This is a genomic window from Staphylococcus nepalensis, assembly GCF_002442935.1.
GTDB classification, from domain to species: Bacteria; Bacillota; Bacilli; order Staphylococcales; family Staphylococcaceae; genus Staphylococcus; species Staphylococcus nepalensis.
Window position 1 is genome coordinate 1 of the sequence record NZ_CP017468.1, and the last position, 25,678, is coordinate 25,678.

The following is a 25,678-nucleotide window of genomic DNA, read 5'->3' on the forward strand; positions in this document are numbered from 1 at the left end:
AAAAATGGACAAACAGTTAACTGAGAAATTAGAAAACATCCCAAGTTAAACTATCTGCCCTTTTTCTGCCCTTAGTTAATTTTTAACAACTAGCAAACTCTTATAAACACTGCAATTAAGCCACTTACAATAACATTCTACATCATCATTTGAGAATTATTATGCTATTTTTACAGGTTTCTATTATTTTACAAAAAGACTGTTATATCAATATTTTCAGAGTATATTAGTGGTTATAAGTTCCATAGGTTTTTATTAATTTATAAATAATCTGCCCTTTTTTTGCCCTTAAAAATACCCACCTTAATTGGTGGGTTTATTTATGTAAAAAAATAACCACCCAGTGACATGTGTGGGTGGTTTGCGTGGGAACATTCTCAAAAGAGTTGTTCCAATAAATCATTATGTATCACAACCACTACTACACTTTATATTCGCGACTATAAAATATAGCTTATACGGTTGCGTGCCATATTTGCAGTTTCTATCTAACTGCCAAAGTCATAGTCTTATACTACCTTCAGACAAGAAGCAAGCCCACTATGGCGGGGTGAATTGTAGATACTGGACTGGAAGAAGTCACCAGTCGGGACCGATTGTTACGATACATGGTATCTCTGATGTATCTATACCTACATTATACCATAAAAAATAGGGCAAGCACATACGTGCCTACCCTAGTATAATAACGTGTTGCCAAGAAATCATAGTAATCACTTATTAACCATAGTTATAACGTAGAAAAGACAGACCCGAAAGTCCGTCTGATCCATTGTATGGTTAATAATGATCGTGCCTATAATATACAATAAAAAAGCGCCTCGCAAAGAGACGCTGAATATATTTTAAGGCCAATCACAGTGGATTGCGTGGCTTTAAAGCCTATTTATAATTTAACATATTTTTCCGTTTAATCAAATAAAAAAAGAGCAGACACGGGACAATGTGACTGCTTCTTTTTAGTAAGGTATACTTGCGTTGGTTAGCAATAGTATATTGCTTAAAATATTTATATCATAAAAAAGACAACTCGTAAAGATGCGTCAAATATAGTTCATGTTATCTATATACTAACCCACCATCAGTAAGAATAGACTGACCTGTAATATAACCAGAACCTTCTGAAGCTAAGAAAGATACTAAATTAGCTACGTCTCTTGGTTCTTGATATCTTCCTAATTTTATTGCAGAAGAAAATTCTTCGAATGCATCTCCAGGCTCCATATCATCGTTATATTTAACCATTTCTTCGTCGATACGATCCCACATCTTCGTTTTAGCAACGCCAGGACAATATGCATTAACTGTAATACCATCTTGAGCTAATTCTTTAGCCGCAGTCTGTGTAAAAGAACGAACCGCATGTTTAGTAGCTGAATATGTTCCTAACATTTCATAAGATTCATGCCCAGCAATACTACATGCATTTATAATTTTACCACCTCTATTTTGTTTTTTAAATTGCTCTGCTGCGGCCTGCGTCCCAAACACTGTACCATAAACATTTACATTAAAAAGTTTACTAAGCTGTTCTTCATCTATTTCTAAAAATGGAGAAACAGCATCTACTCCAGCGTTATTAACAAAAACGTCTATCTGACCAAACTCCGTAACTGCAAACTGTACTAATTCTTTTTGTTCTTTTTTTACCGAAACATCACTTTTGAATGCGGCAACATTAAAACCGTTGTTCTTAAATTCTTTTTCTGTTTCTAAAAGGAGTTCTTCATTAAGATCTTGTATTATTAAATTAAAACCATCATTTGCCAGTCTTTCTGCTATTCCTTTACCTAAACCACCTGCAGAACCCGTAATAACAGCTGTTTTATTCATCATAAATCATCCTCCAATATTATAATTTTTTAACTAACTTTATAATATCATATATAGTCTTTTTCATCTAAGAAAGCGCTTGTAATCTGTAACATCCTAGTTTGTAAACATAAAATTTTAAATAAAATCGGTGATTAAGCTCATATTGAATTGGCAGGTCTGTCTTAACTCCTTTATATCTTTTCTTTGAATTTCACTAAATTCAGTTTAATTTAGATTTCTTTTTTTCTTATAATAAATTATACTTAATCCTAACATAAATTCAGACAACCAAGGAGAGTGTATATGAATTACAAAAGTGAAATTAAAAAATAGGTTGGAATAAAAAAGAAGTTGCTAATAGAGTGGAAAGTTTAATCGAAGAAGAAATAATAGATACAAAAGATGAATTAACTGACGATGTATCGACAGTTATTGAAAAAGAAGACAACAACCCTGTACTTAATGAATTTTTAAATAAATAAAAACAGTCTGAGGAAAACAGACTGTTAAAAATATATCATTAAACATGTGGCAAAATGTACTAGTTTATACTAGCCAAAATTAGTATATAACAAAGACTTAATTCTGAAAAATTTATGTCAATTTTACTGACATGAAATAACCACCCAGTGACATGTTTAGGTAGTTTAATAGGTAATAATCATTATCATTTTATAATATGTACATGTGAATATATTATAACACAAAAAACACCCACTAGTTGAGTGAGTGTTTTCAAACATTTATTTTAAAAAGCCATTATATATACTTCTTCAGATTTGGCACACTTATCATTTTACTTATTTGCGTTAAATCTTGATAAGATAAGTCCAAAATAACATATCTAAATGTAATATAAGGGCGAGTATCATCATAGACCCTATATACACCAAGACTTAATTCTTCACTGGTTATATCACTATCAGAATCACTTGAAGCATCTAGGAAATTTATATACATCGCGTCTAATTGCTTATCCACGTCAATCTTTATTCTTCTTTCTGCGATCATAAATTTTGGCCTCCTTTTTACGTTCGGATTCTTTTAATTGTGTCTTACTAGTTTCAAGTATAGTAACTATGTCCATATGATTTGAATTATCTTCAGCTATAATATTATAAATCTTTGGATTTCCTTCTTCTTTAATATTACCATAAGAAGAATATTTCCACCTAACATTAGGCCCTATACTTTCTTGTGAGAAAATATAATCTGGGTCAGATACTAAATTTTCAAAAAAATCTTCATTGCCCTTAAAATGTTTTCTTTCTTCGTGTTCATTCATTACATGAAATTCCCAAGTAGTTTTCTTTAATCGCACTTCTCTATTAAGTGGATCAGTAGTACTAAAAATATAATCGTCGTTCATTAGTTACTCATCCTCAGGAGTTCTTAAAAAGTTAATTTCACTTTCAGGTAATTTACCAAAAGCACTTTCATATTTAGCAACAATGTCGCTTGTAGTATCAGCTAAATGTTTTAACGTAGCAGGACTTACCATGATGTTTAACTCTTTTTCTATTCCACGAGGTGAATTCGACCTCATAATTAAAACTCCATCATTTTTTCCTGCCATAACTTCTATAGAATTAATATATACTGTTTCTTCATCAAAAATTGTTACATCTTCTTGTTCTTCTTTATCTGTTTCTGAATAGTAATTTTCGTATGCCATTTATATACCCCTTTAAAAATATTTTTAACAATATATAAAACATTTTAATATTCCTTGGATACGAACGTATAGGCGAACATAAAAAAAAGACAGCCGAATTAACGGCTGCCTTTATTATAAGGAAGTTCCCTATTAAGGAAACAAAACAATAATATCAAATTTTATTAAGTATAACAATTATTAATTTATTCAATCTTCCTTAGGAACAGAAACTATATAGTTATAATTACGAATTTCTAGATGTCTTTCTTCTTTCAATAATCTCTTCTTCATAACTTTGTTTTATATAACTTTCCATACGTTTTTGGTTAGGTCTTAAAGTAAGCCCTAAAAACTTACGTTCTTGGTTAGCATCTTTATAGAAACTGACCATCATAACTAGAATAATAACAGAGAACGGTAAGGCAGTCATAATCGCCATATTTTGAAGGGCGTTTAAACCATTATCTCCACCTGAGAATAATAGAATAAACGCTATCAACGCTTGTGCAATACCCCAGATAACCTTAACCATTACTGACGGATTCAATGAACCATATGTAGTCTGCATTCCCAAAACAAATGTTGCCGAATCTGCAGATGTAATAAAGAATGTTGCTATTAATAGTAATGTTACAATTGATAGTAAAAATCCAAGTGGTATTTCATTAAATACACCAAACAAAGCTGTTTCTGGTGGCATATCTATAATTTTCGGGTGGTCTTTTGCTGTTTCGATACCCAATACACCGAATGCTGCAAACCATACTAAACTTACAAGTACTGGAGCTAACATAACCCCTGAAACAAATTCTCTAATTGAACGCCCTTTAGATACACGTGCGATAAATATACCAACAAATGGACTCCAACTAATCCACCATGCTAATTGGAAGAATGTCCATGAATTCAACCATTCGTTTTTTTGTGGATCTAATGGTGCTGTATCAAACATATTAAATAGTAAAGTATTTAAATATTCACCAGTAGAACTTGTTAACATGTTTAAAATTAGAACTGTTGGCCCTACGATGAAAACAAACAATAAGATAATCCCTGCTAATCCAATATTCGCATTACTTAAATATTGAATACCACGACTTAAGCCTGACCATGCGCTCGCTAAGAACAATATTGTAACAATAATGATAATAATACCTTGTGTTAGGATATTGTTTGGGATATCAAATAAATAGTTTAGACCGCCTGCGATTTGCATAGCGCCTAAACCTAGAGATACTGCTACACCACCAATCGTAGCGAAGACAGATATCACGTCAATAACCGTTCCAAGTGGACCGTCAATTTTATTCCCGAAAACTGGACGTAGTGTTTTAGAAATTAATGCTGGTTCATTTTTTCTAAATTGGAAATAAGCCAACGCTAGAGCAACTACGGCATAAACTGCCCATGCATGAAAGCCCCATTGCATGAACGCTCCTCTTAAAGCTTCTTTAAAAGCATGTGATGTTTGTGGATCTCCTGTTGGCGGTGAAGCGAAATGACTGATAGGTTCAGCTGCTCCCCAGAAAACTAAACCAATACCCATGCCAGCACTAAATAGCATTGCAAACCATGAAATAGTGTTGAATTCTGGTTTATCCCCAGGCTTACCTAATTTCAATTTACCAATTGGGCTAAATATTAAGAAAACACAGAAAAATATCATGACAGCAACAATAACCATATAATACCAACCAAAATATTCAGTTATCCAACCGGTGATATTATTCCCAATATTATTGAATTGATTAGGAAATATAGCCCCTAAAAGTACTACAATTGTGATAATTATAATACTAAAGGTAAAAACTGGCGATAATCTCTTACCACTATAGTTAGATTCGTTTTTATTCATAATTTTACCTCCCTTGAATTCAATATTATGCATAGTAACAAAGTTTTCCAAAAATTACAACTTCAGTTTAAAAAGTGAATAAAATGAATATAAAAATAGTAACAAATAAGATTATCCAACACTACGTTTTATTCAAACAGGTTTAAGTATAAAATAAAAATTACAATTATCTATGTAGAATACTTTAGAAATACAAATGCACTGGAGAGTAACAAAAAAGACACCTCATAAAGAGGTGCCCATCTTTTTTGATATAAAAACGTATCTCGAAAGAGAGTACAGTTTAAATCTAACATATCATGTCCATTCAATACTACCCTAGTTTTTCTCATTTTAGTTTTCTGTTGCTTATCTTTAGTTATATATGACACAATAATAAACATCCATAAAGCAATAAGAAAGATAATTGTATATATTTATTAGTTTATATATCAAACAATATCTGAGACTTATCAGACAAAAAAAGAAGCAATCATAAATAGTTATCTCAAAAAGAGCGAAAACTGTAATAAAAAAAAAAGACAGCCGAATTAACGACTGCCTATACACAATAAGGAAGTTTCTCTGTCTAAGAAACTAACGAAACTATATCATACAAACATAAAAAATAACCACCCAGTGACATGTGTGGGTGGTTTGCGTGGGAACATTCTCAAAAGAGTTGTTCCAATAAATCATTATGTATCACAACCACTACTACACTTTATATTCGCGACTATAAAATATAACTTATACGGTTGCGTGCCATATTTGCAGTTTCTATCTAACTGCCAAAGTCATAGTCTTATACTACCTTCAGACAAGAAGCAAGCCCACTATGGCGGGATGAATTGTAGATACTGGACTGGAAGAAGTCACCAGTCGGGACCGATTGTTACGATACATGGTATCTCTCATGTATCTATACCTACATTATACCATAAAAAATAGGGCAAGCACATACGTGCCTACCCTTGTATATTAGCTAAAATCTCCCCATGCATCACCGACACGTTGACCTTGTCCATTACTGTAACCTATAGGCATGTAGACTCTATCTCCACTACTTACCGTCCACGCAAGCCAAATGTAGCCGTCATAGTCATATACTTCATCATAGTTGATAGATTGATCATAATGTAATTGACCTGCTATAGGCCAACCCGCCCAAGGTCCATAATATCTTGTGTAGATAAAACTTTCATTACCTTTGGAATCTGTAGCCTTACATGTAAATGTAGCTTGTTCAGGTTTCCATAAGATACCGTGAGCATTTCTGCGCCATTTATTACCAACATTCTCACTTTTAGACTGTACAGGCGTTTTCTTATCTTCTTCATTTGGGATAGTTACGGTATCAGGTATGTTGTTAGGTTCTCCGATAATAAGTGTTGGGTTGTCGTAATATTTCTTAATTTCTTTAATGAAATAATTCTGCATTTCTCGTTGTTTGGCTTTGCTCGGTGCGCCTTGCTTAATCGGGTCGAAATCAACATGCAATGCCATACTTCTGTGAGGGCATGCTGTTGCAACAAATTGATTGTGCAGTTTGACCGTTTTTGTATTCGGCTCAATGCCATAATACAACATGTCAATGGCTGCTTGTTTGAATGTTGCCTGCTCGTTCATCATGAAATCTTTATTACTTGCACTCATTGACTCTTCTACTTCATAGCCTAAATAATGACCGTTGCCGTATGTGTCTGCGACATGCCACGCAACACGGTAAGTGTCAATGGCACGCCAAATCGTGAAACGATCAATATAGTAATGTGCCATGCCTGCCTCATAGCGTGCTACAGATGCGTTGCTTAAAGCATTATAATCTTGTACTGCTGTTCGGCTACCTGCTGTATTGTGAATAACTACACCGTCAATAGAGCCCACACGTTTATTCATTGTGTAGTTAATGTTGTCATTGATGACTTGTAGTTTTGTTGACTCAGTTGTTACACCTTGCTCTGCGTCCTCATAAGGCGGACGAATGACACCCCAAAACTCATCATAGTTATGGTTTTGAACAAATGCTGCAGGGCTGCCCTGATCTGATGCGTTATACCAATTTTGGTCAATGCTATCATAATAATGCTCGTTAGCAGCAACGATGATATTCGTATGCCCATATTCGCCACTATCTATAATACCTATATCGCCTTGTTGAGGGACAAAGTCATCTGTGTTCTTAATACGTTGAAACCCTTCAGGCAGTTTCTGTGTGCTTAAATCAATCGCGTTTCCTGTTGGGTGCCAATCAAAATGTTGTTTACAAAAAGCGATAATTTCGTCCATACATTGCGCGCCATGCGCACCGTCTTCGTCTATTGACTTGCCTATTTGCTTAACTGCCCAATTTACAGCGTCTTGTTTTTTCATACTCTAACCTCCTATTTCTTAGGGGCTTTAGATTCACTGCCCGCACCTAATTTATTTACGTTTTTGCCTTCACGGTTTTTGAATGTTTCCCAAATACCAGTTGCCATTAAGCCACTAATCAAACCAGCCAATAAGCGACCACCAATAGACAATTCTGAAACTATTTCAGGAATGAAGTTTGTGACACCGCCAATAACTACACCGACAAACACACCTGCAACAGGTAGCCAATTTTTAGGTACTACATTCAATTTCTTTAACACTTGTACTAATGCTATTGTGATTACTGAAATCACACCTGCAAATGCGATAATTTGTTCCATTTATAATTCCTCCTAATTAATATAAAAAGGCCGTCACTGCTCTGTGACGACCTTACTTTTTAGTTAATTGATTATTTTGATGTGTATAAAATCGGTCTTCGAATTTATCAAAACGACTATTCAAACTATCAATCTTTGAACTAACTTCTAAGATAACCTTTGTATCTTCACGTTGTTGTTTTTGTTCTTCTTTGATATCTTTTAATGAAGCATTATGATCTTCAACCTCTGATTCTATACGTGTAATTCTATTTTCATTATATTTTTTATCTTTACCTACTTTTGTAAACAGCCCCACTACAGTTACTGTTAGTGGTAAAACAGTAAAGATAATCCAATAAGTTAGTTCGCTTTCATTCAACATTGAACCTCCCACTTTCTATAAAATAAAACCACAAGCCTAAGCCTGTGGTTGTTCTGGATATTTCTCGCCGGTTATTTTTTCGTATTGTTCTTCCGTTATACAATTTTCTTCAGTATAAAAAATCACATCTTCTTTTGTATAACAATTTTTTTCATAATAACGTTTTATAGTATCAAAGTCAGGAGCATTATTTTCTTCATCAGTTAAATAAAGTTTCTTTATGATACTCGCAACATCCATTTCAATATCACTCGGTTTATATGGGTCAGGTGGATTATTCTTTTCGTATTCTTCTTTTGATGTTCCAATCCACTTTTCCCCATCGAAGTAATAAGGTTCGTATATACCTGTTGGAGGAGGTACTTCAGTCCAGTCACCCTCTGGCCATTCTTCATCATCGTTGAACAATAAATAAGTAGTTCCGTCATAATAGTTGTATATTACTTTCATAATATCCCTCCTAAATTAGATAATAATTAATTTTACCATCAGCATAAGTCGTTGTATTTTTAACATATACTGCAATTTCTCCAGTTACACCGATTTGTAAACTTAAAGGTTCGTTGTCGCTTCCACGTCCACCTACACTAAAGGTTTTTTTTGGAGCGATATTATTTGATAAAACACCTACTACATTTCTGCCCACTGCAAATGGCCCTTTAACATTTATAAATAACTCTATTTCAATCAAACCATTACCGTGTGAAATAGTTCTATAAACACTCCACTTCACTGTATCAGTCACATTGCTAAAACCATTCTTAAATGTAATATCTGTGAAAGGCGTCACACTAACACGATTATTTGCTATATCGCTATCAACTCTTGATATGAGATTGTCTGTATATACTTTAGCGTTAGATTCAGCGTTTTTCGATTTTTGCTCTATAGATGTACTTATTTCTGTGTTAGCATTTTCTAATTGTTCATCAGTATAACTTTTGCTTAAATTTAAACTTTCATTAATATCATTATTGATAGTTTTTTTGTCATTGTTATAGTCATTTAATTTAACTGCTTGATTGTTTTCGATAATCTCTATTGCGTTATTCGCTACATTGTCGACATCTGTAATCGCACCATTAAATTCACTTAAAACATTCGCTCTTTTAGTTTCAATTTGTTCTAAAGTTTCATCAAACGATTTATTAACTTCTTGTTTTTTATTATCTAACTGTGATAACCCATCATTGATAACTCGTAAAAGCGATTCTTCTGCTAAACTAATTTTACCTTCTAACTCTTGTAGTTGTTTACGCAATTGAACAACATTACCAACTTGTATGACTACTTCGTTAGGTTCGAGTGTTTCAATACCACTATCTAATATAGCAATTGTAAAATCACATACATAAACCCTATCCTCTGAACCTTTCCTTTCAATGGTCACAACAACTTTTACATCTCCTGTTTTTTCTAATTGTTCATCTGTGAGAGTGTATTCAATTGTTCCTGTGAATGGATCAACAATATTCATTTCTTGATTAATATATTTCGATTTATCGGCAAAAAATAAACTTATCATTGGACAAACATTGGGTTCTCCTAACAATAAGTTTCCATTTTCTCTATTAACTTGTAACCTTATAACAGATGTATTATTATCTGCACTATAATACGCTAGAATACCTTTACCTATAGTTGATTCTTTAGGTAGTATATTTGCCTTTAAACGTCCGATTTTTTCTAAGTTATTCATATCTTATCCTCCTAAACATTAGATATCCAGTCTTGCCAAGCATCATCTTGCTTTAACCTTCTTTTTTGTTTTTGGTTACTTAAAGGCGTTGCTATTGCCATACCACTGTGATTATCTGTTGTCATGTAAAGAACATAACACCCTGTATCCTCTGATTTATAAGGATTATCTGACGCATCTTTATCCATGTAATACCAACCACTATAAGTAATTTCAGTTATTTTATTTATATTTTTAGTTACATGATATGAATTACCAAGACGTTGACCATTAAACCATACGTCGTTTTTATCGACTTGAAATAACGGCACATTACCAACTTCTAAAGGATATGGTTTATAGCTAATAATCTCATCATTCATTGTTAATTTACCTAAATACTTATCTTCTCCGTTTTCTTTCCTTCTAATTTCAATACCATATTGATCAAACGGTGCATTTTGATATAATCTAATATGACCTAAGTTCATATCTCTCATATAAAGCACTGCACTTTCAAGGTTAGACAATTCTTTTCTTACATAGCCTACCTGTTTCATCACACTATATAAATGTTTATCACTTTCTGAAATAACTTCCTTAGATACGTATAAGAAATCTGGCACACTACGTTCAGCCGTCAATGAACTGTCGTTAGGTCTATTAATCATAGTTCCATTTACTACCGATGAAGTAGAACCTCCACCATCAAGCACATAAGCATTCGTGATGTCGTTATAATTGGCACTTAATATTTCGTAACAGTCATCAATAGATAAACCTCTGTGTTTTACATTTCTTCCTTCGGAACTTAAGAAAACATAATCGCCATTTTCACGTTGAGCAATAACTTGTCTAGGGTGGAATGTTTTTGAATCAGCATGTTGATGATAAATATCTGGTCTGTGTTCTTTATTAAGTATGATTGGATAAAACGCTGTAATAGAGTTTACTATCCCATCTTCTAACATTGTGGTAGCGCTTGTACCATTAGGGTATATTTTCATCGTTCCATCTTCTTTAAACCCTAAATGCCATCGATATGATCTATCGGTATAACTATCACTTTGATATATCTTACCGTCTTTAATTTGATTACCAATTAGATTGAAGTTAGATGTATTGAATACACTACCGTTGAAAACTGCACTTGCGTAATTTCTATCACTAAATGTTCGGGCAGTTTCTCTGTTTCCATCACCAAATTTTTCAGCAGCAAAACCATGTTTTAATTTTAATTTATTCCCTTGATTGTCATATGTCGGAACGTCCATCAAATAGTATTCCGTGTCTGTATCTCCAACTCTGTAGTGTAACTTTTGAAAATCTATATTAGGTACAAATGAAGTTGTGTTATATACATCGTTGAAATCACTCAACAAACGTTCTGATAGTAATTCGTGACTTTCACCTTCTCTGTCGACTCTTGCGTCAATAACTTCTTTTTGACCATATTCATCTGAACCCACTACCAAGTTGCTCGTACGACCACTATTGTAATTCAATTGCTTTTCTACATTTGTTTCATTATGTTTTATTTGTTTTGAATTATGAGCAGCAAATTCATTAGTACGGTGTTTTCTATCTTCAATATCTTTATTATATATTTTATTTTCTAATCTATTAAAGTTTTCTACCAACATACTTCTAAATGCTTGACCGATTTGTATAGGCAAGTCTTTTTTTAATTTCATTCACCACTACCTCCTTCATTTGTGCTTGAGCCTTTTAATTGTTCTATTTCATCTTGTAAATTTTTAACAGTCACTTCTAAACTTCCAGTTTTAGTTTTAAGTGTTTCAATAGTGTTTTTAGATGTTCCAATATTTGTATTTAATTCTGAAATTTTCGTTTTTGAATCTTCTAAAGAATTCCTTAAATTTGTATTTTCTTCTGAAACTCTATTAACTTCTTTTTGAAGATTAAAAATAACAGTAGATAAATCTTCATCTTCATTAAAATTTAAACCTTGTACCGCTTGTATATGAGTAGCTGCATAATAAGGCTCTCCATTTTCATCTAATGGATATTTAATTTCTGTTGGTTCATTCATCTATTAACACGCTCCCTATTGAATCAGATGCTAATCTAGGCATAGTAAAAGACGACCCACCAAGTGAACCGCCTTTAACTAAATTATTCATTTTTTTAATATTCCTACTGATACCTTGTTGTATTTTAATTATATCTGTTGGTGAGTTACTAAAATCGACTTCTATTGGTTCGTTTACTAACGGATGCGAAGCAGTGAGTTTAACAACTTTTAAATCTAAGTTATATCCAAGTGGTTGATGTATAAACCTTATGGTGTTGTTTTCTTTAATATCATCATGACCAATATAATGTTTTTCTTCAACGGAACCTAAGTAGTTAGTTGATACCTCGACAGTTGGTTGATCGTTGAGTTCGGCTTTTATTTTCTTAAGTAGTTCATCTTCGTCTAATGCATTATCATCAAACACTGTAGGAGCTTCTGCAAAACCAAACGCGCCCATGTTAGGTGAAGGCCATTCTGCATAAGCATGATACATGTCAGTACCTTTCAATACTGCTGTGATGTTTAATACTGTTGATTTCTCTGTACCGACATACATACAAGGTTTTGAGTTTTTATAATCAATACCAGGTTTAGCACCTCTAAATACTGCTTTGAATGTGTGTTTACCTCTTGATAAATTTCTCGAGATAACTATTTTCTCACTCGTGGCTGTTTTACTATAACATTCATATCGTCCAACCAATTCATCGTCTAAATAAACATCAAGCAAACCACCTTTAGCCATTTTCTTCAACGTCCATTCAAGTCTTTCATTGCCATGTTTACATTCAAATGTTTTTGTGTAACTTGCTCCAACTACTTCTGTTCTCCAAGTACCATCTTTGATGAAAGTACCCGAGTAACTTATATCTTTAGGTTTAACTGGATTGTAATTGTTTGTTTCAGCTTTTGTTTTCTTTTTACCATAGCCTTGAATATAAGTTTTAACATCCGTACTAGTAACTGTAGCTTGTACTTCACTTGAATTATATTTGTAGATCAATGGTATATCTGCCATTTCATAAAACGCTTCTTCATCATAGATATAAATTTTCTTATTGTCGGCAAAATAAATATAATTAAATAATTCTGCGCCTTCAGTTATGAACTCCATGCCATTCTTGTTACCTAATTCATCAATAGATACACGGTTAGTAAATTTACCTTTTATTTCATAAGTGAATCCAAGTTTATTACCTCTGAAACCAAATTCAAGATATTGTTCAAGTGTCATTGTGGGCTTGTTATCTTCATCTGTAGTTTCATCACTGTTCATTTCTTCATTTTCTAAATCTTTTTGAATATAATGGTTTTGAAACTCCATAAAAATATGTTTAGCAGTCACATCGTTAGATACAACTGCGCCATCATATTTAATAGAAGTCGATTTGATAACATATTCTTGACCTTCCCAAACTATCAACATTTCATTAAGCAAAGCATCGAATAAATCGGAATTTGAATAGGTTTTATAAATAGTGAAGTCAATTGAGCGTTCGTTATTCTTTTCATAATTAAGTTTCCAAGAACCGAAGTCATAATCTACAAGTATTTCTCCAAACGTACCCTTTTTATTCTTTAATACCATATCTTTCAATATCTTCACCTACCTATATATAAATGGGAATATCCATCGAGTCTGAACATTACCGATATTTTCTCCTGTTATTTCGATGTCATTGAAACCTTTATCCAACGTTAGCCATTGCCAATTTGTATCGATACCTACACGTTTGTTATTAATGAAAGGGTGGACACCATTTATAACCAATTGTTGATTTTTCTTGATACCTTTTTTATATTCAAATACATCTCCAGTGGTTTTATTATTAAGTTTAAAGCCTTTAGGTGCATCATATTAACTAGTAATTTAAATTGATGTCTTAATAATGGGTTGATTGTATCTGATGAACCATTGTAAATTTTAAAGCTGTTGTATTATGTGTGTATTTAATTTCATTATCTGATAAAACGCCACCTTCAAATTGCCATCTCCACTAGATAAACTAAATTCACTTGTGTCTTTTAATGATTCTGAATAGCCATCTTTGACACTAAAAGTCATTTCATCAAAACGAGCTGGGATTTATGTCTGGATTATTAATTTATACTTTATGCCTGGATTGTCAGACGTTACGATATAATAAGGTGTTCTTTTGTAAAATATACTTCTAAGTTTTTGTTCCATTAAATTAATATCTATTTCATCGATACCATCAAAACCAAACTTAACCACTAAATTAAAAGGAGCAAATGAAGCTACACCTGGTAGCTCACCATCTACTCCTTTCATAGTTATACTGTCTTCGACTGATACAGGGGTAAGAGGGCTTTAGCATCAAGAAAAATAAAGTTATTTATATACTCATTGATATCCTTTGTTCCATTTTTCATCAATAATTTTTAACCATCTGCCGTCTATCATCATTAACCTCCTTGATTAAAGCTAGCCATTCTCATATCTTCTTCCTAAAATTTGAGAAAGGATATTCGCTGCATCTTTAGGTGAACCTTGTTTTTGATTACTTAACAGTTTGATAATTGTCTGTGTAAGTTTATTATTTTGATCATTCACTCTTACCAGCTGACTTAGCATTTTCTCAATTGTTGAATTGTCATTGTTTACTGTCACGTTCGCAGAGCCATTATCCATGCCAATCGCTGTCATTGCTTTTTCCATCAAGCCAACCGCACGATTACGTTTAGATTTATGAAGTGGAATGATAGCTTCTGCTCTATTTTTTTCACCAACCTCAGCGATTTGATGTTTAGTTACAATACCACCATTAGCGTAAGGACCACCTACACCAATTTTTTTTAGCATTCTTCCACCATATGTCTCTTTAGCATATCGCATACCTGCAATTAAGTTATCAAGTCCGTTGAATATATTTCCATGTCCACTTAACTTAAATGCGTTAAATGTACCAGGTTTAACTTGAACTAACCCTTTAGGATTACCTTCTGAACTGCCAGGTCCTACTGCTTTGGATTGCCAGTTGATTCAGTGTTGATTTGTCTTAACCAAGCATTTGCATATGTTGATGTTTGTGGCAGACCTGCTAGACCTAATGCTTTCATTACTTCTGGTTTCCATGCTTGAACTGCTTTTGGTCCTGAATTCTTACCGCCTTTACTCTCTAATGACTCTAACCACTGCTTAGGATTGATAGCTGTATCGTTTCCAGAGTGATCACCTTTGTTTAATTGGAAGTGTAAGTGAGCTCCATTTACAAAGTTACCTGTATCACCTGATTTACCGATGACATCACCAGCACTTACTTTTTGACCTTGTTTAGCCATCTGTTCAGATAAATGCATGTACCAATTCCATAAGTTCTTACCAACCTGAACTTCAATCGATTTACCGCCACCGTAATCGTTCCAAACTTTAGAAACTTTACCGTCAGCGACAGCTTTTACTGGTGTTCCTATAGGCATACCAAAATCTATACCATAGTGGCGACCACCATTAAACATAAGCCCACCAGTGTAATGTCCAAATGTTTGCAAGATATTATCCCATGGCAACCAACTAGCATCACCATTGCCACCTTTAGCTTCTGTAAACCAGTCTTTCACTTTGTCTACTAATGAAGATTTCAAGTTTTTATAAGCAGCTTTAACTAAATTAACGGTAGCGTTATCGCCACCGCCGAAGTTGATGCCTATACTATCCATAACTTTATTCACTAATTTACCCGGATGTTTAACATATTTCCAAACATCACCGATTTTTTCACCAAGCCAAGATGCGCTATCTTTCATTTTATCTCCAACAGTTTCCATTGCATCTGCTGTTTTATCTTTGATGCCATGAGCTGTTTTAGATGCTTTATCTTTAAAACCACCAGATACATCTTTGATGCTATCAGCTATTTGTTCATATGTTTTTTTCTTCTTACTACTTTTAGAGAAACGAGGTATTTTAGTTCCTGTACCCGTTGATAAGCGTTTAGGTATTATGCCTTGTTCTTGAAGTTTGTGCGTATGCCTAGCGTTAATAACACCGTCACCTTTGCCTAATCCAACAATCGTATTTTTACCTTGTGGCGCATCAATTGAACCATCCTTACGTTGAATGAGCTCTTGTGTCCGTCCGCCCGGTCCATTACCTGGTCCTTTATCGTTAACCATTGCAACCGTAGGTTGTCTTAACCCACCATTTGAATCCGTAGAGAGCGTTGAACCGTCATAAGTACCTGTAGCTAAATGAGGTATTTTTTTTATAAGTTCGTTTTTACCCGTAATGGCTTTTGATATCTTATTAACGCCGCCAATCATACCATTCAAACCATCTACAGCTTTATTGGCAACTGTTTTACCTAAATCGCCTGCGGCTTTACCCATATCGGCACCAATGTCTTTAATCCATTGTAGCGTATCGCCCAGCCATTTTTTGAAGCCTTTATAAACAGATTCTGCTTTCTTCCAACCTTCACCAGCAATATTACCGAAACTTGTTTTAGCTTTACCCCACATGTTACTTACATTAGTTTTAACAGAACTATAAGCTTGACCGAAATATTTGCTTGTGCCTTTCCACGTAGATTTCGATTTATCCCAAGCTGTACTCGCGGTATCGGTAAATTTACCTTTTGCTTGATTATAAACACCTGTGACCTTAGTTTTAGCTTTTTCATAAGTTTCACCAAACCATTTTTTCGTACCGTCGTATGCTGATTTGGATTTATCCCACACTTTACCTGCAGCGTCTGTAAATTTATCACGCGTTTTAGTATAAACACCTGTTACTTTATCTTTCGCTGAATTGTAAGTATCTCCAAACCATTTAGATGTATTTTTCCAAATACCTTTTGTTTTATCGGTCGCAGTACCTTTAGCTTCTTCGAGTTTGTCACGGGTTGATGTCTTCACATTTTCCCAGGTATCAGATACACCTTTCGTCACTTTGCCCCAAATATTACCTGCTGTATCCCAAGCTGAATTCCAACCATTTTTGAATGATTGTTGAATATTTTGACCTTTTTCACTAAACCAACCCTTGGTATTTTCCCAACTTTCACCGAGTTTGTTAGTAATCGATGACCATAGATTACCGCCAGTTTCAAGCGCATTATTCCATCCTGATTTAATATTCGACCAAATATGACCGCCTTTTTGAGAGAACCACGTTTTAGTTTCCTCCCACTTTTCACCGAGCCAACTTGTCAATGAAGACCAGAGATTGCCTCCAATTTCAAGCGCGTCATTCCAACCTGTTTTAATATTAGACCAGATATGATGACCTTTTTGAGAAAACCATTCTTTCGTATCTTCCCATTTTTCGCCAAGCCAACCTGTTAAATAAGACCAGAGATTACCGCCCGTCTCTAAAGCATTGTTCCAGCCAGTTTTAATATTAGACCAGATGTGGCCGCCTTTTTCTGAGAACCATTCTTTCGTACTTTCCCACTTCTCAGATAACCAACCTGTTAAGGATTGCCACAAATCACCGCCGGTTTCAATCGCTGTATTCCAACCATTTTTCAAACTTGACCAGATATTGCTGCCTTTTTCAACAAACCAACCAGAAACATTTTCATAAGTCTCACCTAACCAGCCAGTTAAAGAGTTCCAAAGATCTCCGCCAGCTTCTATAGCAATATTCCAACCTTCTTTAAGGGCATCCCAGAATTCTTGACCTTGTTCAGAGAACCAACCAGTGATAGTATCAAAACCACTCTTAATATCTTCGCCAGCTTCAGAAATATTTTCTTTCCAAGAAGAAACGGCATCGCCAATATCTTCACCTATCGCTTTAAATGGGGAAGCAATCCATTCACCGATGTTCTCAAACCAACCATTAACAAGCTCTTTCCAATCCGTTTCTGTAAAGAAATCTTCAACTTTGCCCCAACCTTTTTTGAAAGCTCCAATAATTTCATCGGTTTGATCGCCTATCCAAGTGCCAATTCCAGAAGCTTGTGAACCTACATCTTGCCAAAAACTATTCCAATCATCTTTTATAAAATTTTTCGTTTTTTTATACCATTTTTCAGAATTAGAATAAACATGACCACTAGATAAATCTATGTCATCCGCTATATCTTTATTGTTCTTTTTAACTGATTTACGTATGTCACCAGTTTTGCCTTCAGCAGTATCTATCGCTTCATCATAAGCATCTTCGATTTCTCTAACTCGCTTATCGTGTTCTTTTTGATCAATTTCGCCGTAAGCAAGTAAATCATCAGCTTGAACAACATCATCTTCACGTTGTTTTTTAGCTTCTTTTTTAGCTTTTTTCTCTGCTTTGACTGCATCTTTAATAGCCTCACTTGCTTGTTGTGTATCAATAGCACCTGTGTTAGCGTTCATTCTTGATAAAATAGCTTGTTGCTCTTTTTGTCCTTTCGCAATACTTTCGGTTGTGATACGATTACGTTCATCCAATTTAGCTTTTAGGTCTTTTTCTTCTTGAGCTGTAAGTTTCCCGTCGTTAAATTGTTTTAGTTCTAATTCTTCGATTTCTTGGTTTAGCTCTTCAAGTCGTTTAATTTTTTCATCAGATGCCTCTTGATTTTTTTGAATCATATCTTGTTTTTCTTGGGCAGTAAACGCTTCACTGTTTTCAAGCATATCATTCAATTCATCGGATACTTTTTTATTACGTTTTTGAATTTGCTTTAAGGCTTCTTCTCCACCTTTTCGAACTGAAGTTTCAAGTTTTTCACGCATATCATCTGTGATTTTGCCATGATTTAGTTTGATATCTGATAAAACACGCGTTGTATCTTCTGAATACTTAACATATTTATCTAAAGCATTTTTAGTTTCTTTAGAAACGCCTTTACCTAAAACTTTAGTTGTATCGGTTGCTTTATCTGAGGCTGTACCAACTTTATCCATGAATTTTTTAAAGCCATCGCCAGCTTTTTTTAATAAATCGTCATCGTCTAAGTCTTTATAGCCTTGTTTCATTTCATCAAAGAAAGTTTCTTTGATTTTACTTCCTGTTTTCGAGAACCAACCACCTAAGTTTTTAAGTTGATCAATAGCGCCGCCACCAAACGTTTTGATGACATCAAATAAACCATCAACACCCTTTTTAAACCAGTCAACATTATTGTATGCTTTAATAAAGGCGCCACCTAATAACGTAACACCTGTAATAATCCAGCCAATTGGACCGCCCAAAATTTTAATACCATTACCTAAAACTTTACTCGCTTGACCTAATAAACTAACTTTTCCAGCTGCTTTACCTGTTGATTTACCGAAACGTCCAAATAAACCTGCAGAACCTTTAGCACTCTTACCTGACGCAGTAATTGCGCCTGCATTCGCTTTAGTTGCTCCTGCATTAATTGCAGCTTCTGCAGAGTTTTCAGCCATACGTCGATTAAGTTGTGCGTAACCACCAGCTGCTGCTTGAACCGCTCTTAATAATAGGCCTACACCTAAAGTTACGGGACCAATCGCGGCAGCTACGCCTGCAATAGCTACACCTGCTACTTTTGCACCTTTAGGTAAATCATTTAAGAAATCAACCGTTGATTTCAAACCGCCAACCATACCCGATAAAGCAGGTTGAATAGTTTCAAAAACAGATAACCCAAGCTCTTCGGCAGCTGATTTTAATTCTCTTAAACTACCACCTAAGCCTTTTTCCATTGTGTCGCCCATTTTCTTAGCCGAGCCTTCACTGTTATCAATAGATTTAGATAGTTTGTCATAGTCTTCTTGAGAAGCATTAATAACAGCCAATGCACCACTCATTGCTTCTTTACCAAATATTGTACTTGCAGTTGCAGCTTGTTGGTCCTTAGATAAACCACCCATTTTATCTCTCAATTGATCCATAACGTCACGCATTGGCAACATTTCACCTTTGCTATCTGTTATAGATATACCGAGTTCATCCATCTTGTCTTTCATGCCTGCCGTTGGTTTTGATAGGTTTGTAAACATCGTACGCAATGCTGTACCAGCTTTTTGCCCTTTGATACCCGCATTACTCATCAACCCAATAGCTGTTGAAGTATCTTCGATACTATAACCTAATGCGCCAGCTACAGGGGCAGCGTATTTAAAGCCTTCACCCATCATTTGAACATTAGTATTCGCATTTGCACTAGCTGACGCTAAGACATCCGCAAAACGGCCACTATCTTTAGCTTCAAGCCCAAATGCTGTTAATCCATCAGTAACAATATCAGAAACAGTACCTAATTCTTCACCTGATGCAGCAGCTAAATCCATAATCCCAGGCAAACCACTCATCATATCTTGCGATTTCCAACCAGCCATAGCCATGTAGTTCATAGCTTCAGCACTATCACTCGCACTGAATTTAGTAGTCGCACCCATTTCACGGGCTTTCGCTTTCAACGCGTCTAAATCTTTACCTGTAGCGCCAGAGATGGCTTGTACCTTACGCATGCCATCGTCAAATTCAACGCCAAGTTTACCTGCGTAGCCCATAGCGCCAGCAATCGGTGTTGTCACATACATAGACATATTACGTCCTACTGAACGCATATTTTGAGACATCTTGCCATACTTCTCTGACATTTTGTCTAAATGGTCTGCTTGTTTTGTATATGAGCTATTAGCAATCATTTGTTGTTTGTTCATTTGCTTTAGCTCTTGTTCAGCTTTATCAATACTTTTTTGCAAACCATTCATTGAAGCTTTTTCATTATTAACAGCTTTTTCGGCTTTCGCTAAGTCTTTTGGATAATCTTTGATTGTTTTAGAAAGTTTGTCATATTCTTTTTCTGCAGTTTTAACTGCGTCATTTGATTGTTGGTAAGAAGCTTTAACCTTTTTATTTTCTTCTGTAATGCTTTTATTAGATTGGGTTAACTTCTTAACATTTGCAGTTTCTTCTTTGTGGCTAGCAATTAATTTTTGATGGACTTCACGTTGTTGTTTGGTCGCATTAGAAGCTTGTTTAATTTGTTCAGTAGAGGCTTTGCCTGATTCTTTTAAACGTCTTTCTGCAGAACGTAAGTCATCGAGTTTTGTTTTAGCTTTGGCCTTTTCAGCACTTAATACAGATTGTTTCATTTTAGCGTTATCTAATTCCTTATTAGATTTTTTCATCTCTTGATTAGATTTACGCATCGCTTCATCTTGCTTCTTATGTGCTTCGGCAAGCTCTTTAACTTTTTGTTCTTGTTGTTTAATACTATTCGTTGCTTTTTCATAAGAACTTTTAACGTTATTTAAATTGGTTTTAGCTTGATCATACATTTTCTTTTGGACTTTCATTTTATTGTTAAGTCCTTCAATACGTGTTTGATACTTCTGTACAGATTTCTCAGCTTTGCCGAAACTAGACATATTCGCTTTCACTTCAGAACTCAATACGCCCATTTGACGTTTAAGACCTTTCATGCCTTCTTCAACGCCCGTATTATCCATGGTGTTCTTTATCGCGTAGCCTTCAATATTTTCCAATTATATGTACCTCCCTTCTTACCTATCCACCGAATAGTTTGATTAAGTCTTTACCTTTAATAACTTCTTGTTCTTTTTTAGATTTAGTTTTTTGTTTATCTTTTTTATCATCTTCATTTAAAATCGATAACAGTTGAAAATACGGTTGTGCCTTAACTTCTGTTAAAGTCCAACCGTAATGCATCATACAGAACCTTTGTAAGTCCTTAATGTTTGATAAAATTTCGCTTATTGAGAGTGTTCTTCTGTCTTTCCCTCTTGGCTTGCTTCATCTTCTGAATTTGTTTCGTCTTCGCCGCTGATTTCTCGAAATATTTCACCTAACACATAAGAATATGCTTTTGTACCCATATTATTTAAAATGTCTTCTTCTGTTAAACCTTGTTTTTCAAACAAACTAACTAAGTAATCACGTTCCATTTTTCTCACTTTTTTCATATCTGGTTTTTCTTTATTCACTTCTTTTTCTCGACTTTCCATCCATTCATAAAAACGTTCTGCTTCGCCCATCGTGATAACGTCTTTTGAATAGCTTTCTACTTTACCTGTTTCTTGGTTTTTAATTTCAAATTTGATCATGTTATTGTCTCCTTAAAGTTAATTATTTTTGTATACAAAAATAGGCGACCGAAGTCGCCTTGCTTATTTATTCTGCTGATACATCTGCATCGTTTTCATTTGCTTCTACTTCTACATTATCGGGTTCTTCTGGCGTAGGTTCTTCTTCAGTTTCAACAGTGACAGCACATGTTGCTTTTTTATTACCATCCTCAGTAGTAACTTCAATGTTAGCTGTACCGTCTGCAATCGCTGTAATTGTACCGTCTTCATTTACTGTAGCTACATCTCTATTGGATGATGCATAAGCTACACCTTTATTAGTCGCAGTCGATGGCGCAACCGTTGGTTGAATGGTTGCTGTATCTCCGATATTTAGCGTTAAACTTTCTTTATCAAGGGAAACCCCTGTGACTTTAATTGGATTCGTTTTAAATCCTGGCACATCTGTTTTGTCAGATTCACCGTTATCGTTACTAAAAGCAGCTTGATGCGTGCCTGCTTCATATGCTGTATCTGCGTCCAGACCTTCAATCGTAACGTTAGCTTTACCATCTTCACCACGTTCAGCACTTGCGACTACTTCATCATTTTTATAAATCTTTAAAATGTCTGCCATTTAAAAGCCTCCTAGTAATTTAATTTAAAAAGCCCCTATTCTGCAGAAATAACAGCCGATTTACTTTTAGCTGTTATCGCTACATTTTGGGGTGCCTTAGGGTGTTTCTACTGCTTCGTTATCATTTGAATTGTCATTGTCTGGCATTTCGCCTTCTCCAACATTTTCGTAACCAGGGAATACACTTTGGAACAATTCATCTGACCCTTCTTTACCAACATGATAACCATAAGTACGTGATTCGCCATTAATAGTACGTGCGATCCAATCACCTGTAAGTTGTTGTGGTTCTGGTTCTTCTGCTTCTTTTGGCGTTGTCTTCCATTCAATAGATTCAAGACTCATTGTTCCTTTAGTTAACGCAAGATATACAGGTTCGCCTGATAATAAATCTTCTGACTCGCCAATTAACGCAACATAAGGCGCACGTGTTTTCTCACCAACCCATGAAGTCCCATTTTCATCTGAATCACGACCTAAAACGGCATCTAAATCTTTATCTGGTACATTAAATACATCCAGTTCTGACTGAACTTCGCCTGTTCCTTGTTTCTTAGACCATACCGTCTTATTTGAAGCACGCATTTCAACTTTTCAGGGGCTAATCCTGAAATGTTAAGATTGACCGTACCACCTTTTGCATCTTTCCATGTCATTAATTTCTTAATTTTTTCATCTTCATCAAAAATACCTACGTGTACTTTTTCAAATCCTACTACTGCCATAATTTTTCCTCCTTGAATTAAAAAGAACGCATCTATTCGACACGTTCACCTTTGTAATATTGGTATTTAGGTATGCCACGATATCTTCGTGACATCACATACCTTTGTGTTGCTTTAAAATAGTCATCTAATTGTGATGATGCTTGATTTAAATTTTCATTTGATAGTAAATAACGAATCCGTTTCGTTATATCTATCGTTTGTTGATGATTATAAGATTCAACATCGACTTGAAAAAAATAAGTTTCCGATAGATATTTATCAGAAACATATGTGCTTGGACGATCTAATATCGGGGTTAAAACGACAAACGCATCACTCGTATCATCCACTTCTGTTACTTCGTAATAATAAATGCGGTTGTTTACTTCTGATGCGAGTATAGGGTCGTTAATAATGATATTCGTAATATATTTGAGTATATTCACTTTTTGTTCAACTCTCTTCGAATGATGCCACGGTATTTGGTTTGTGATGCATCTAATGTTTTGGCAATGACACCGTAACCTTGAGGTGTATACTTTTTACCATTACGTGTATAGCCATGTTCATTAAGATGAATGATATTTTTTCTTTCCTTAGGACCTTCCCAATGAATCATAATCCGTCTTTGACCAGCAACCGTTTCAGGATTCCCTCGCTTCATTTCTTGAATGGTCGCGCCTGTATCTCTAAAATCTTCAAATTGATATTTGAGTTCTTCTTTTAAAAAGTCAGATGCTTCAATTAATGCTTTATCATTCTTTACTTGCATTGCTTTTTGACCAAATTTTGCTTCCATCTTTTTCATTAACTCTTTTTCGCCTTTAAGCTTTACATCATATATACCATTGATTTTAGGTTTACTCATTTTCAGCCACCACCACCGTAATATAGCCTGCTTTCGGCTTATCAAATCGAATATCATATATGTTAAATAGTTGCGTTTCAAAGCGATAATCCTTCACTTTGATTGTATGTTGATACTTTGGGATAAATTGTCGTTGAGCGTCTCTCATTATAATGTAAAACCTTGGGTTTTACCGTTTGTCGTTAGAACTTGTCTGTCTTTAATAGAATTATCATATTTTTCAACTTTACAACTATAAACCTCTTTTTCTTCTAAATCATCTGGGTAAGGGCCAGTTTTAACCATGTCATAAAAAGTTAAGTACGTATTAAAGTTTTTAAATTGCACTTAAATCACCAAACTTTCAACTTAAGAATAAATGATTGTAAGGTTCTGTCATTAAATCCTTTATTTTCACGTTCATACTCAACAAAGCCACGAGTCTCATAATCACGCGAAACAATATAATTAATCGCTTGGCAATATAAAGGATATGCCTCATCACTATGATAGTACTGAGGCACACCACTTAAACTTAATTCAGACTTAGCACTTTAGAATCATATCTTCTAACGTATCATTTTCGATATCATAATCTATGTTTAACCATCTTTTGATGCGTAATAATTCATTTTGATTCAACAAAACCACCCCTATTCAGCAGAAATAGAGACGGATTTTGCTCTCGTCTCTACTTCTACCTTTTGGGGCTTGTTAGGGTGTATTCGTGTCTTCAGAACCACCATCAACTTTAGCGATACGGAACGCACTGTCTAATGTACGTTGTTGATCATACCAAGCAGTTAAAACGAATAGATATTCGCCTTTTTTTACATCTTTATCTGTATCAAACGTTGTACCATTGTAGTTAATACCAAAGTAATTGAAATCTCCTATTACTGGTTTAACTGCTGCATCAGTAAATACAATTGGTTTACCAAATATTTTTTCAGCAGGAGCGTCAAAGAAATTAGTAGTACCGTTAGATAAAATATCAATAATTTTAATATAATCTGCATATCTCATATAAATCACTGAATTATCACGATAATCTTCATGTAAATCAGCTAAGGCATTAATGATAGCTTTATACATATTTGAACCAGCCACTTCTTTTACACTTCCATTATAAAATGACATATGTTCAATTCCAGGTTTAGGACTAGCAGCAAAAGCGTCTCTACGTTCTTTATCGGCTAATCCTGAACGTAAAGCATTCTCTACCCAACTAACTAATTCAACATCTGAACCATGAATTACAGTATCAGAAACTGCAGCAAATACTTTAAATTTGTATGTTTCGAATTTAACTGTGTCACCTTTTAGTTCCATTTCTTTAGCTGTTTCTGTATCTGTAATAAAATCATCGTCATCCAGTGTGTATGAGATACGAGGAATTTCTAATCCCTTAATATTTGTTAGACGTGCTTTTTCTCGCAACTGATTTCGAGCGAAAG

At 34.6% G+C, this 25,678-nt stretch carries 22 protein-coding genes and 4 pseudogenes; all 26 read right to left on the reverse strand.

From position 1 onward, the window contains the following. Positions 1-1,059 precede the first annotated feature (1,059 nt). Entirely contained in the window at positions 1,060-1,833 is a 774-nt protein-coding gene (locus BJG89_RS14310; RefSeq protein WP_096811223.1) for an acetoin reductase, read from the reverse strand. Between the two features lie 741 nt (positions 1,834-2,574). Further along, the gene (locus BJG89_RS14315; RefSeq protein WP_096810205.1) at positions 2,575-2,826 is read right to left on the reverse strand and encodes a hypothetical protein; all 252 of its coding nucleotides are present in this window, start codon (positions 2,824-2,826) and stop codon (positions 2,575-2,577) included. Further along, the gene (locus tag BJG89_RS14320) at positions 2,798-3,184 is read right to left on the reverse strand and encodes a hypothetical protein (RefSeq protein ID WP_096810207.1); all 387 of its coding nucleotides are present in this window, start codon (positions 3,182-3,184) and stop codon (positions 2,798-2,800) included. The genes BJG89_RS14315 and BJG89_RS14320 overlap by 29 nt, the downstream gene beginning before the upstream one ends. Positions 3,185-3,187: 3 nt before the next feature. Further along, positions 3,188-3,490, reverse strand: coding sequence for a hypothetical protein (locus BJG89_RS14325; protein ID WP_096810209.1), 303 nt, complete (start codon positions 3,488-3,490; stop codon positions 3,188-3,190). A gap of 226 nt (positions 3,491-3,716) precedes the next feature. Then, complete coding sequence (locus BJG89_RS14330; RefSeq protein WP_096810211.1) at positions 3,717-5,327, reverse strand: BCCT family transporter; 1,611 nt, start codon at positions 5,325-5,327, stop codon at positions 3,717-3,719. 960 nt (positions 5,328-6,287) lie between these two features. Beyond that, entirely contained in the window at positions 6,288-7,679 is a 1,392-nt protein-coding gene (locus tag BJG89_RS14335; RefSeq protein ID WP_096810213.1) for an N-acetylmuramoyl-L-alanine amidase, read from the reverse strand. An 11-nt stretch (positions 7,680-7,690) separates the two neighbouring features. After that, positions 7,691-8,002 carry a holin gene (locus tag BJG89_RS14340; protein ID WP_096810215.1) on the reverse strand — a complete coding sequence of 104 codons (312 nt, stop codon included), beginning with the start codon at positions 8,000-8,002 and terminating at the stop codon, positions 7,691-7,693. Positions 8,003-8,054: 52 nt separating this feature from the next. Continuing rightward, positions 8,055-8,363 (reverse strand): DUF7365 family protein, encoded by a 309-nt coding sequence (locus tag BJG89_RS14345; protein ID WP_157772549.1) that lies wholly within the window; start codon positions 8,361-8,363, stop codon positions 8,055-8,057. Between the two features lie 39 nt (positions 8,364-8,402). Next, entirely contained in the window at positions 8,403-8,816 is a 414-nt protein-coding gene (locus tag BJG89_RS14880; RefSeq protein WP_232514168.1) for an XkdX family protein, read from the reverse strand. A gap of 10 nt (positions 8,817-8,826) precedes the next feature. Beyond that, a complete protein-coding gene (locus tag BJG89_RS14355) occupies positions 8,827-10,065 on the reverse strand; it encodes a BppU family phage baseplate upper protein (RefSeq protein WP_096810219.1) in 1,239 nt (412 codons plus the stop codon). 11 nt (positions 10,066-10,076) lie between these two features. Next, positions 10,077-11,738: a phosphodiester glycosidase family protein gene (locus BJG89_RS14360; RefSeq protein ID WP_096810222.1), complete on the reverse strand. Its 1,662-nt coding sequence runs from the start codon at positions 11,736-11,738 to the stop codon at positions 10,077-10,079. Next, positions 11,735-12,097: a hypothetical protein gene (locus BJG89_RS14365; protein ID WP_096810223.1), complete on the reverse strand. Its 363-nt coding sequence runs from the start codon at positions 12,095-12,097 to the stop codon at positions 11,735-11,737. The genes BJG89_RS14360 and BJG89_RS14365 overlap by 4 nt, the downstream gene beginning before the upstream one ends. Continuing rightward, complete coding sequence (locus tag BJG89_RS14370; protein WP_096810225.1) at positions 12,090-13,679, reverse strand: phage tail protein; 1,590 nt, start codon at positions 13,677-13,679, stop codon at positions 12,090-12,092. The genes BJG89_RS14365 and BJG89_RS14370 overlap by 8 nt, the downstream gene beginning before the upstream one ends. Positions 13,680-14,168: 489 nt before the next feature. Further along, a complete protein-coding gene (locus BJG89_RS14890; RefSeq protein WP_232514243.1) occupies positions 14,169-14,375 on the reverse strand; it encodes a phage tail domain-containing protein in 207 nt (68 codons plus the stop codon). Positions 14,376-14,528: 153 nt separating this feature from the next. Continuing rightward, positions 14,529-14,906, reverse strand: coding sequence for a lysozyme family protein (locus tag BJG89_RS14380; RefSeq protein ID WP_096811282.1), 378 nt, complete (start codon positions 14,904-14,906; stop codon positions 14,529-14,531). Positions 14,907-15,262: 356 nt separating this feature from the next. Further along, positions 15,263-21,490: pseudogene (locus BJG89_RS14385) on the reverse strand (phage tail tape measure protein); the annotation flags it as partial. A gap of 22 nt (positions 21,491-21,512) precedes the next feature. After that, on the reverse strand, positions 21,513-21,677 hold the full coding sequence (locus BJG89_RS14660) for a hypothetical protein (protein ID WP_017722733.1): 165 nt from the start codon (positions 21,675-21,677) through the stop codon (positions 21,513-21,515). A gap of 41 nt (positions 21,678-21,718) precedes the next feature. Next, positions 21,719-22,069: a phage tail assembly chaperone G gene (gene gpG / locus BJG89_RS14395; RefSeq protein ID WP_096810231.1), complete on the reverse strand. Its 351-nt coding sequence runs from the start codon at positions 22,067-22,069 to the stop codon at positions 21,719-21,721. A 67-nt stretch (positions 22,070-22,136) separates the two neighbouring features. Beyond that, positions 22,137-22,667, reverse strand: a complete 531-nt coding sequence (locus BJG89_RS14400; protein WP_096810232.1) for an Ig-like domain-containing protein — start codon at positions 22,665-22,667, stop codon at positions 22,137-22,139. Positions 22,668-22,763: 96 nt separating this feature from the next. Further along, positions 22,764-23,392, reverse strand: a pseudogene (locus BJG89_RS14405) (major tail protein). 32 nt (positions 23,393-23,424) lie between these two features. Further along, positions 23,425-23,820, reverse strand: a complete 396-nt coding sequence (locus BJG89_RS14410) for a hypothetical protein (protein WP_065865682.1) — start codon at positions 23,818-23,820, stop codon at positions 23,425-23,427. Beyond that, positions 23,817-24,242, reverse strand: a complete 426-nt coding sequence (locus BJG89_RS14415; protein WP_046100246.1) for a hypothetical protein — start codon at positions 24,240-24,242, stop codon at positions 23,817-23,819. Before BJG89_RS14415 ends, BJG89_RS14410 begins: the two co-directional genes overlap by 4 nt. Further along, positions 24,235-24,390, reverse strand: coding sequence for a hypothetical protein (locus BJG89_RS14535; RefSeq protein WP_157772550.1), 156 nt, complete (start codon positions 24,388-24,390; stop codon positions 24,235-24,237). The genes BJG89_RS14415 and BJG89_RS14535 overlap by 8 nt, the downstream gene beginning before the upstream one ends. After that, entirely contained in the window at positions 24,390-24,569 is a 180-nt protein-coding gene (locus BJG89_RS14420) for a hypothetical protein (RefSeq protein WP_096810236.1), read from the reverse strand. The genes BJG89_RS14535 and BJG89_RS14420 overlap by 1 nt, the downstream gene beginning before the upstream one ends. A gap of 5 nt (positions 24,570-24,574) precedes the next feature. Next, positions 24,575-24,863, reverse strand: a pseudogene (locus BJG89_RS15015) (head-tail connector protein). Positions 24,864-24,935: 72 nt separating this feature from the next. Continuing rightward, positions 24,936-25,676 (reverse strand): annotated as a pseudogene (locus BJG89_RS14430) (phage major capsid protein); the annotation flags it as partial. Between the last annotated feature and the right edge of the window lie 2 nt (positions 25,677-25,678).

What these genes read in the sequence shown, in the direction of transcription:
- BJG89_RS14355 (WP_096810219.1), bottom strand. Translation starts at nt 10,065, where the DNA reads ATGAATAACTTAGAAAAAATCGGACGTTTAAAGGCAAATATACTACCT.
- BJG89_RS14535 (WP_157772550.1), bottom strand. Translation starts at nt 24,390, where the DNA reads ATGAGAGACGCTCAACGACAATTTATCCCAAAGTATCAACATACAATC.
- BJG89_RS14325 (WP_096810209.1), bottom strand. Translation starts at nt 3,490, where the DNA reads ATGGCATACGAAAATTACTATTCAGAAACAGATAAAGAAGAACAAGAA.
- BJG89_RS14890 (WP_232514243.1), bottom strand. Translation starts at nt 14,375, where the DNA reads ATGAAAGGAGTAGATGGTGAGCTACCAGGTGTAGCTTCATTTGCTCCT.
- BJG89_RS14360 (WP_096810222.1), bottom strand. Translation starts at nt 11,738, where the DNA reads ATGAAATTAAAAAAAGACTTGCCTATACAAATCGGTCAAGCATTTAGA.
- BJG89_RS14310 (WP_096811223.1), bottom strand. Translation starts at nt 1,833, where the DNA reads ATGAATAAAACAGCTGTTATTACGGGTTCTGCAGGTGGTTTAGGTAAA.
- BJG89_RS14315 (WP_096810205.1), bottom strand. Translation starts at nt 2,826, where the DNA reads ATGATCGCAGAAAGAAGAATAAAGATTGACGTGGATAAGCAATTAGAC.
- BJG89_RS14415 (WP_046100246.1), bottom strand. Translation starts at nt 24,242, where the DNA reads ATGAGTAAACCTAAAATCAATGGTATATATGATGTAAAGCTTAAAGGC.
- BJG89_RS14400 (WP_096810232.1), bottom strand. Translation starts at nt 22,667, where the DNA reads ATGGCAGACATTTTAAAGATTTATAAAAATGATGAAGTAGTCGCAAGT.
- BJG89_RS14880 (WP_232514168.1), bottom strand. Translation starts at nt 8,816, where the DNA reads ATGAAAGTAATATACAACTATTATGACGGAACTACTTATTTATTGTTC.
- BJG89_RS14660 (WP_017722733.1), bottom strand. Translation starts at nt 21,677, where the DNA reads ATGATGCATTACGGTTGGACTTTAACAGAAGTTAAGGCACAACCGTAT.
- BJG89_RS14320 (WP_096810207.1), bottom strand. Translation starts at nt 3,184, where the DNA reads ATGAACGACGATTATATTTTTAGTACTACTGATCCACTTAATAGAGAA.
- BJG89_RS14365 (WP_096810223.1), bottom strand. Translation starts at nt 12,097, where the DNA reads ATGAATGAACCAACAGAAATTAAATATCCATTAGATGAAAATGGAGAG.
- BJG89_RS14380 (WP_096811282.1), bottom strand. Translation starts at nt 14,906, where the DNA reads ATGCTAAAAAAAATTGGTGTAGGTGGTCCTTACGCTAATGGTGGTATT.
- gpG (WP_096810231.1), bottom strand. Translation starts at nt 22,069, where the DNA reads ATGATCAAATTTGAAATTAAAAACCAAGAAACAGGTAAAGTAGAAAGC.
- BJG89_RS14335 (WP_096810213.1), bottom strand. Translation starts at nt 7,679, where the DNA reads ATGAAAAAACAAGACGCTGTAAATTGGGCAGTTAAGCAAATAGGCAAG.
- BJG89_RS14330 (WP_096810211.1), bottom strand. Translation starts at nt 5,327, where the DNA reads ATGAATAAAAACGAATCTAACTATAGTGGTAAGAGATTATCGCCAGTT.
- BJG89_RS14340 (WP_096810215.1), bottom strand. Translation starts at nt 8,002, where the DNA reads ATGGAACAAATTATCGCATTTGCAGGTGTGATTTCAGTAATCACAATA.